This is a genomic window from Microcoleus asticus IPMA8, from assembly GCF_013179805.1.
Lineage (GTDB): Bacteria > Cyanobacteriota > Cyanobacteriia > Cyanobacteriales > Microcoleaceae > Microcoleus > Microcoleus asticus.
Window position 1 is genome coordinate 1 of sequence record NZ_SRRZ01000126.1, and the last position, 7,196, is coordinate 7,196.

Annotated in this window: 4 protein-coding genes; 2 read left to right on the top strand and 2 right to left on the bottom strand. The window is 45.1% G+C overall.

Annotated features, from left to right (window positions below; translation table 11 throughout):
• Window positions 1–386 precede the first annotated feature (386 nt).
• Both chlG and E5S67_RS25705 read left to right on the top strand, forming a co-directional pair.
• Window positions 387–1,397, top strand: a complete 1,011-nt coding sequence (chlG, locus tag E5S67_RS25700) for a chlorophyll synthase ChlG (protein ID WP_172191346.1) — start codon at window positions 387–389, stop codon at window positions 1,395–1,397.
• A 254-nt stretch (window positions 1,398–1,651) separates the two neighbouring features.
• Window positions 1,652–4,216, top strand: coding sequence for a transglycosylase domain-containing protein (locus tag E5S67_RS25705; RefSeq protein WP_172191348.1), 2,565 nt, complete (start codon window positions 1,652–1,654; stop codon window positions 4,214–4,216).
• A 23-nt stretch (window positions 4,217–4,239) separates the two neighbouring features.
• Here the strand turns inward: E5S67_RS25705 and E5S67_RS25710 are convergent, their stop codons facing one another.
• Together E5S67_RS25710 and E5S67_RS25715 are read right to left on the bottom strand one after the other, a co-directional pair.
• Complete coding sequence (locus E5S67_RS25710; protein ID WP_172191350.1) at window positions 4,240–5,589, bottom strand: 16S rRNA (cytosine(967)-C(5))-methyltransferase; 1,350 nt, start codon at window positions 5,587–5,589, stop codon at window positions 4,240–4,242.
• An 87-nt stretch (window positions 5,590–5,676) separates the two neighbouring features.
• Window positions 5,677–7,196, bottom strand: a 1,520-nt coding sequence (locus E5S67_RS25715) for a tetratricopeptide repeat protein (RefSeq protein ID WP_172191352.1), incomplete at its 5' end; no start/stop codon positions are given.

Genomic DNA, 7,196 nt, shown 5'->3' on the forward strand with positions numbered 1-7,196 from the left:
CTGGGAAAATCAGATTGCAAAAATAGAAGACATATTGACTTTCTGCCGCCGGTTTGGCCCAGATGAGATGATTCAAGGGTAGCATGGCAAAAAAACTCGATCGCCTCCTGGTAATTGACATTCAATGCACCTGCTAGCAAAAATATCCCTCACCAGGCGGGCCCAGCAAAATTATTAAAAAAGTATTTATCCTCTTGACATTTACACAGAATAATGATATTAAAATGTATTGATGAAACCCGTACTTTTCCCTAGCATCAACTCCAAGACGGGGTAAGTTTTCAAGACGATGCCTTAAATATCAGTAAATATCAGTGGTATCCTATCAGAATTATTATTGAAACGCAGAACGACACAATAGTAGCAGTAACGCTAAAATCACACTTATGTCTGACTCTCCTCCATCTCAAATCTCCCCAGAAGCTGCACCGGAAAGTGCTGCTACCGAAGACCGCACTGCCAAAACTCGGCAACTGTTGGGCATGAAAGGGGCCGCTAGCGGGGAAACATCCATCTGGAAAATTCGCTTGCAACTGATGAAACCGATTACCTGGATTCCCTTAATTTGGGGCGTGGTGTGCGGGGCGGCGTCTTCTGGAAACTATGTTTGGAACCTAGAGAATTTCTCGATCGCAGCAGCTTGTATGTTGATGTCAGGGCCCTTGCTGGCAGGGTACACTCAAACTTTGAACGATTTTTACGATCGCGACATCGACGCCATTAACGAACCCTACCGTCCGATTCCCTCCGGTATGATCTCGATTCCCCAAGTAGTCACGCAAATTTTGGTATTATTAGCCGCTGGCATTGGGGTGGCTTATGCTCTAGACTTGTGGGCGGGTCATGAATTCCCGATAATGACTGTTTTGACTCTCGGCGGCGCGTTTCTAGCTTATATCTACTCTGCGCCCCCGCTGAAACTCAAGCAGAATGGTTGGCTGGGAAATTATGCCCTGGGTGCTAGCTACATTGCCCTGCCTTGGTGGGCTGGTCAAGCTTTGTTTGGTACACTAGATCCAACCATTATGATTTTGACCCTGTTTTACAGTTTGGCAGGGCTGGGGATTGCGATCGTCAATGATTTCAAAAGTGTTGAAGGCGATCGGCAATTAGGGTTAAAATCTTTGCCAGTGATGTTTGGCATCGGCACCGCAGCTTGGATTTGCGTGTTGATGATCGACATATTTCAAGCTGGGATTGCAGGCTACCTGATCAGTATCCACCAAAACCTTTACGCTGTGATTCTCCTGCTGCTGATAATTCCCCAAATCACTTTTCAGGATATGTACTTTTTGCGTAATCCCCTGGAAAATGATGTTAAATATCAGGCAAGTGCTCAGCCTTTCTTGGTTTTGGGTATGCTGGTAGCAGCATTGGCACTGGGTAATGCGAGTTAAGCAGAGTTTGGAGGTTTGAGTTGTGAGGTTTGAGTTAAATAGTTTTTAATTCAAAAAATCTAATTCAATTAGAAAAAAAATACCAAACTCCGCAGCGTTAAGAAAAGTTTTGAATTTTGAGTTTTGAATTAAAAAGTTTTGACTTCAAAAAAAAATAATTCAAGACAGCGTGTTATTCAAGAAAAAATGTCGAATTAAAAATTAAAAATTGAAGAAAGCTAGCTTTGTGAATTTTTAATTTTTAATCGGACTTGATGAGGTTTGAAGGTCTGAACGTGGCAGAATTTTTCTCAAATATCAAAGGTAAATTGAGCAAAGTCACTAACGCAATAAGCGGTAATTCCGATCGAGAACCGCCCAAGGCTGCGAAGGGTAATAAGCTCAACTCGCCCGAAACCGAGGCGGAATTTTTTACACGGACAACGGCGGCCGGATCGGAGTATGTGGTAGAAGAAGATCCTGCACCCCTAGAAGAGTCGGAAATAAATTGGGAATTAGACCCGGAGATTCAGAGGTATCAAATAGTTAAGCGCGATTGGGAAGGGTTGAAGCGCTTAATCGCTTGGTTGGAAATTGAACCTCAAGTTACCAGCTTGCAAACCCAGGGGAAAAAATTGTTGCGGCCGGGATTGAGTTTGCTGGAAACTAAATTAACCCAAAAATCGGATAGTAGCGAATTGCCGGAAAATAGCGCACCGCAGAACACCGAATTGCAGAGACATACGGAACTACAGGAAAATAGCGCACCCCAGGAAAATAGCGCACCGCAGGAAAATACTAAAAAACGGATACCTCGCGGCCCTAAATTTTGGATAGGTTTAGGTGTTGCCAGTATAGGCGGGGGCGCTTTAATCTACTGTTTGTGGATTTTGTACACCTTAGACAAAGGTTTGCCGGATGTTAACGATTTGTCAGCTTTTAACCGCGACGGAACGCTGACAATTAAGGCGGCAGATAATACGATTTTGTTGCAGTCGGGGCCTGCAACTAGAGATAAACTGAAACTTAAAGAAATTCCCGAACTGTTGGTTAAAGCTTTTATTTCGATAGAAGACCGCCGTTTTTACAAACATCGCGGGGTGGATTATCAAGGTATTGTGCGATCGATTGTTTCTAATTTGATAGCGAGAGATTTAGTGCAGGGCGGCAGTACAATTACGCAACAATTGGCTCGCGTTGTTTTTCTAAATCAGGAAAGAAGTATTAGGCGAAAGGTTCGGGAAGCTCTTTTAGCTCAGAAAATTGAGCGAGAGTTGAATAAAGACCAAGTTTTAGAAAGATATTTAAATCTGGTTTATTTGGGTTCGGATGCCTACGGAGTGGCAGATGCAGCAGCGGTTTTCTTTAGCAAAACTGTCGATAAATTAACCTTGGCAGAGATGGCAACTTTGGCGGGTTTGCCACCGGCACCAAGCGAATATTCGCCTTTGGTTAATCCGGATATAGCTAGGAAACGCCGCAATCTTGTGCTGCAAGAAATGCAGGAAGCTAAGGTAATTACAGAGGCTCAGGCGAAGGAGGCGATGGCGGAACCTATGGCGGTTAAACCAAGTGCGCCGAAGCGATTTAAAGTAGTCGCGCCTTATTTTGCTAGTTACATTCGGAAGGAATTGCCGCGCTATGTTTCTCAGGATGCTTTGGAAGCTGGCGGTTTGACTGTCGAGACGACGGTGGATTTGAAGTGGCAGAAAATAGCGGAAAATGTGGTTAAAAATGCGATCGAAGTTGATGGTCGCAGTCAGGGTTTTGAACAGGCGGCTTTAGTTTCTATGGACACTAAAACTGGGGAAGTTAAGGCCCTGGTGGGCGGCGGCAATTTTAAGGAAAGTCAGTTTAATCGCGCTACGCAGGCTTTGCGGCAGCCCGGATCGACGTTTAAAGGGTTGGTTTATGCCACAGCGATGGCGGCTGGTTTTTCTCCCTATGACGGTTACGAAGACGAACCAATTATTATCGACGGCTATCAACCGAATAATTATGGCAAAAAATTTAGCGGTTGGCGATCGATCTCTGATGCTTTGACGCGTTCGGTGAATGTCGTAGCTGTGAAGGTGTTGATGGATGTCGGGTTTGAACCGACGATAAAATTAGCCCACGATATGGGAATTAAGTCTAAATTGAGTCCGATTTATTCCCTGGCTTTGGGTTCTTCGGAGGTAAATTTGCTGGAGTTAACCAATGCTTACGGTACACTAGCATCGCAAGGTAATTTTATTGAAGCCCACGGAATTAAGCGGGTGATTAATCAGCGGGGAAATGTGATTTATCAGGCTAATTTTAAACCGAAGCGGGTTTTGGATAAGGATAGTGCTGCGATTACTACTTGGATGTTGGAGGGCGTTGTGCAAGACGGTACGGGGGGGCCTGCTGCTTTAAACGATCGCGCTGTAGCGGGCAAAACCGGTACTTCGGAAAATGTCAGGGATTTGTGGTTTATTGGTTACATTCCACAGGTGGTGACTGGGGTTTGGCTGGGGAATGATGACAATTATCCCACGTGGGGAACTAGCGGTACGGCGGCGTATAATTGGCGCGATTTTATGAGTCAAGCTGTTAAGGGAATGCCGGTTGAGAAGTTTCCGAAGTTGCCGGAGTTGGAAGGCCGCAAAGGCAGTATTAAGGCTAAACCGGTGCAGCCTAATAGGATTATTCGGGGGATGATTGTGAATGAAGATGGTGCGATCGTACCTTACAATCCTAATCCTGAACCGAAGTATTACCCACCGCAAGAGCCTGCTTATCAAGAACCGGCTTATGAAGAGCCTGCTTATCAAGAGCCTGCTTATCAAGAGCCTGCTTATCAAGAACCGGGATATTAAACTATCGGTTTGCAGTCAGGAATTTAGTCTTTTTTCAATTGCTTTAGCCTTACCATAAAAAAGCCGTCCATGTGATGTCTGTGCGGCCACACTTTCACCCATCCTTCGGGTGATGGCTGTACGGGTAAATCAATTGTTGGCGGTTCTATTTGCCAGTTAGAATTGCTGTCTAAGAACGATCGAATAACTGTTTCATTTTCCAAGGGATGAATTGTGCAAGTTGCATACACTAATACGCCGCCGGACTTGACAAATGTGGCTGCATTTGCTAGCAATTCCGATTGCAGTTGAGATTGTTGTTGAATGTTTTCGGGCGTGTGGCGCCAGCGGGCGTCGGCGCGGCGGTGGAGGGTTCCGAGGCCAGAACAAGGTGCGTCTAGTAAAACTCTGTCTGCGAGGTTAACAAACTCTGGGAAATGGCGGCTGTCTCCGGTATGAATTTTAATGGATTTCATCTGGAGTCTGTCTGCATTTTCTTTAAGTTTTTTGAGTCTGCTGACGGTTTTGTCGCAGGCATAAATAGTGCCTGTATCCTGCATTAATTCGGCGCTGTGGGTGGTTTTTCCCCCGGGCGCGGCGCAGGCGTCAATGATAGTTTCACCTGGCTGGGGCCCTAGTAAATGGGTGACTAATTGAGCGCTGCTGTCTTGGATTGTCCACCAACCTTCGCTGTATCCGGGGAGGTTTTGAATTGCGCCGATGCTGCCATTTAGTCTTAATGCTTGTGGCAAGTGTGGGATTCTGCTAGTTGAGATGTTGTGGGTTTTGAAGGCCGCTTCGATTTGGGCGATCGAGCTTTTTAAAGGATTGATTCTCAGGTCAATTGTGGGGGATTGGTTGAACCATTCACAGAGTTGTTCGGTTTCGGTTTCGCCTATTTGTTCGATCCACAATTTTACCAGCCATTCGGGGAAGCTGTGCAAAATTCCTAGGCGTTCAACGGTTGATTTATAATTAGTAACTGTTAATGGGTTTAAGTCGTTATCTGTTAAACGGATGTATTGGCGCAACAAACCGTTGACAAAACTGCTAAGTCCTGAAAATCCGTTTTCTTTTGCTAGTTGAACGGTGGTGTTGACGGCGGCGGAGGGGGGAATCTGGTTGAGATATTCGAGTTGATATAAGCCTAAATGTAAGATGGTGCGGAGTTCGGGCGGTTGTTGGGAGGATTTCTTTGTGGCTAGTTTGTCGATGATAAAGTCGATCGATCGCATTCTCCTGACGCTACCGTAAACTAATTCTGTGACTAAACGCCGATCGAGGTCGTTGAGTTGAGAATTGCTGAAAGCGCGATCGAGTGCGGCATCTGCGAATGCACCGCGGCGGTGGACTTCGCGGAGTGCGACAAAGGCTATTTGGCGGGGATTTTGCATAACATATTACATAAAAGGACTTACACAATGTTAAGTGTATAGTGTAAATTGCTGCTTATCTAAATTATTGCAAGTTTAGTTTTCAGCTTATTCTGGTTTTGTTGACACCAACGGTTCTAATAAATTGCGTTCTTCGATCGCAAGTTCTAGCAAAACTCGTCTGTCGCCCTTTGTTTCCTTATAGCGGACAGCCGCTTTCAGCAGGCGAATGGGAATTTGGAATTGTTCGTAGTTGCTGGTTGCTTCTTGCCACAATTCTAACCAAGTGCGGGAGGCTTTGTCGCTTACCATTTCTGACATTAGCGCGGGAATGTTTCGCACAATTCCCTGTCCTAAAACTGAGATAACATCGTGGTTGTTGTAAAGTTCGATTAGTGTTTGAATGCGAGTTTTGCATATTGCGAAATCGCTGGTGTTGTTGAATAAATTGCGGACGATCGCTTCTGTGTTGTCGATTTCTGTCATGTCCGCTTGAGTAAAGCGATAAATCGCATCGTCTAAGGCAGTAATACCTTCATCCCATTGATTCAGCGCTAGTAAAGACTCAGCGCGGTTGAAAAAGGCATACCATTCTGGAAAACCGAGTTCGATCGCTTTTTCGAGGGATATTAGTGCTTGTTCATATCGCCCAAGTCGGCACAGTACCCAGCTTTGATTATTCCAAGCATATTCATCTTGCTCATCAAGTTCAATCATCTTGTTGAAGGAAAGTAGCGCTTCTTCGTAATATTCTGGTTTTCCTAGAAAGTAGCCTTGTTTTCCCAGAATGTAACCTCGCCTACACCAAGCACACTCATCATTCTCATCAAGTTCGATCGCCCGATCAAAGGATGCTAAGGCTTCATCGTAGCGTTCGAGGTTGTGGAGTATATTACCTCGCGTAACCCACGCCCGCTGATAATTGGCATCAAGTGCGATCGCCCGAGCGAGGGATTCTAAGGCTTCTTCATAGCGTTCGAGGTTGTTGAGTATATTGCCTCGGTTAACCCAAGCTAACTTATGATTTTCGTTAAGTTTGATGGCTCTGTCGTAAGATACTAAGGCTTCTTCATAGCGTTCGAGGTTGTTGTTTAGCACATCACCTCGCCTACCCCAAGCCCGCTCATAATTAATATCAAGTTCGATCGCCCGATCGTAAGAGGCTAAAGCTTCATCATAGCGTTTGAGGTTGTTGAGTACATCGCCTCGATTAGCCCAATCCCACTGATAATTAGCATCAAGTTCGATCGCCCGATCGTAAGAGACTAAAGCTTCATCATAGCGTTTGAGGTTGTCGAGTACATTACCTCGCATACGCCAATCCCACTTATCATTGGCATCAAGTTCGATCGCTTTATCGTAGGCTTCTAAAGCTTCTTCATAGCGTTTAAGGTTGTTGAGTACATTACCTCGGTTACGCCAAGCTAACTTATAATTATCATCAAGTTCTATCGCCCTATCAAAGGATGCTAATCCTTCTTCATAGCGTTTGAGGTTGTTGAGTACATTGCCTCGGTTACGCCAAGCTAACTTATAATTGGCATCAAGTTCTATCGCTTTATCAAAGGATGCTAATCCTTCTTCATAGCGCTTGAGGTTGTCGAGTACATTGCCTCGGTTACGCCAAG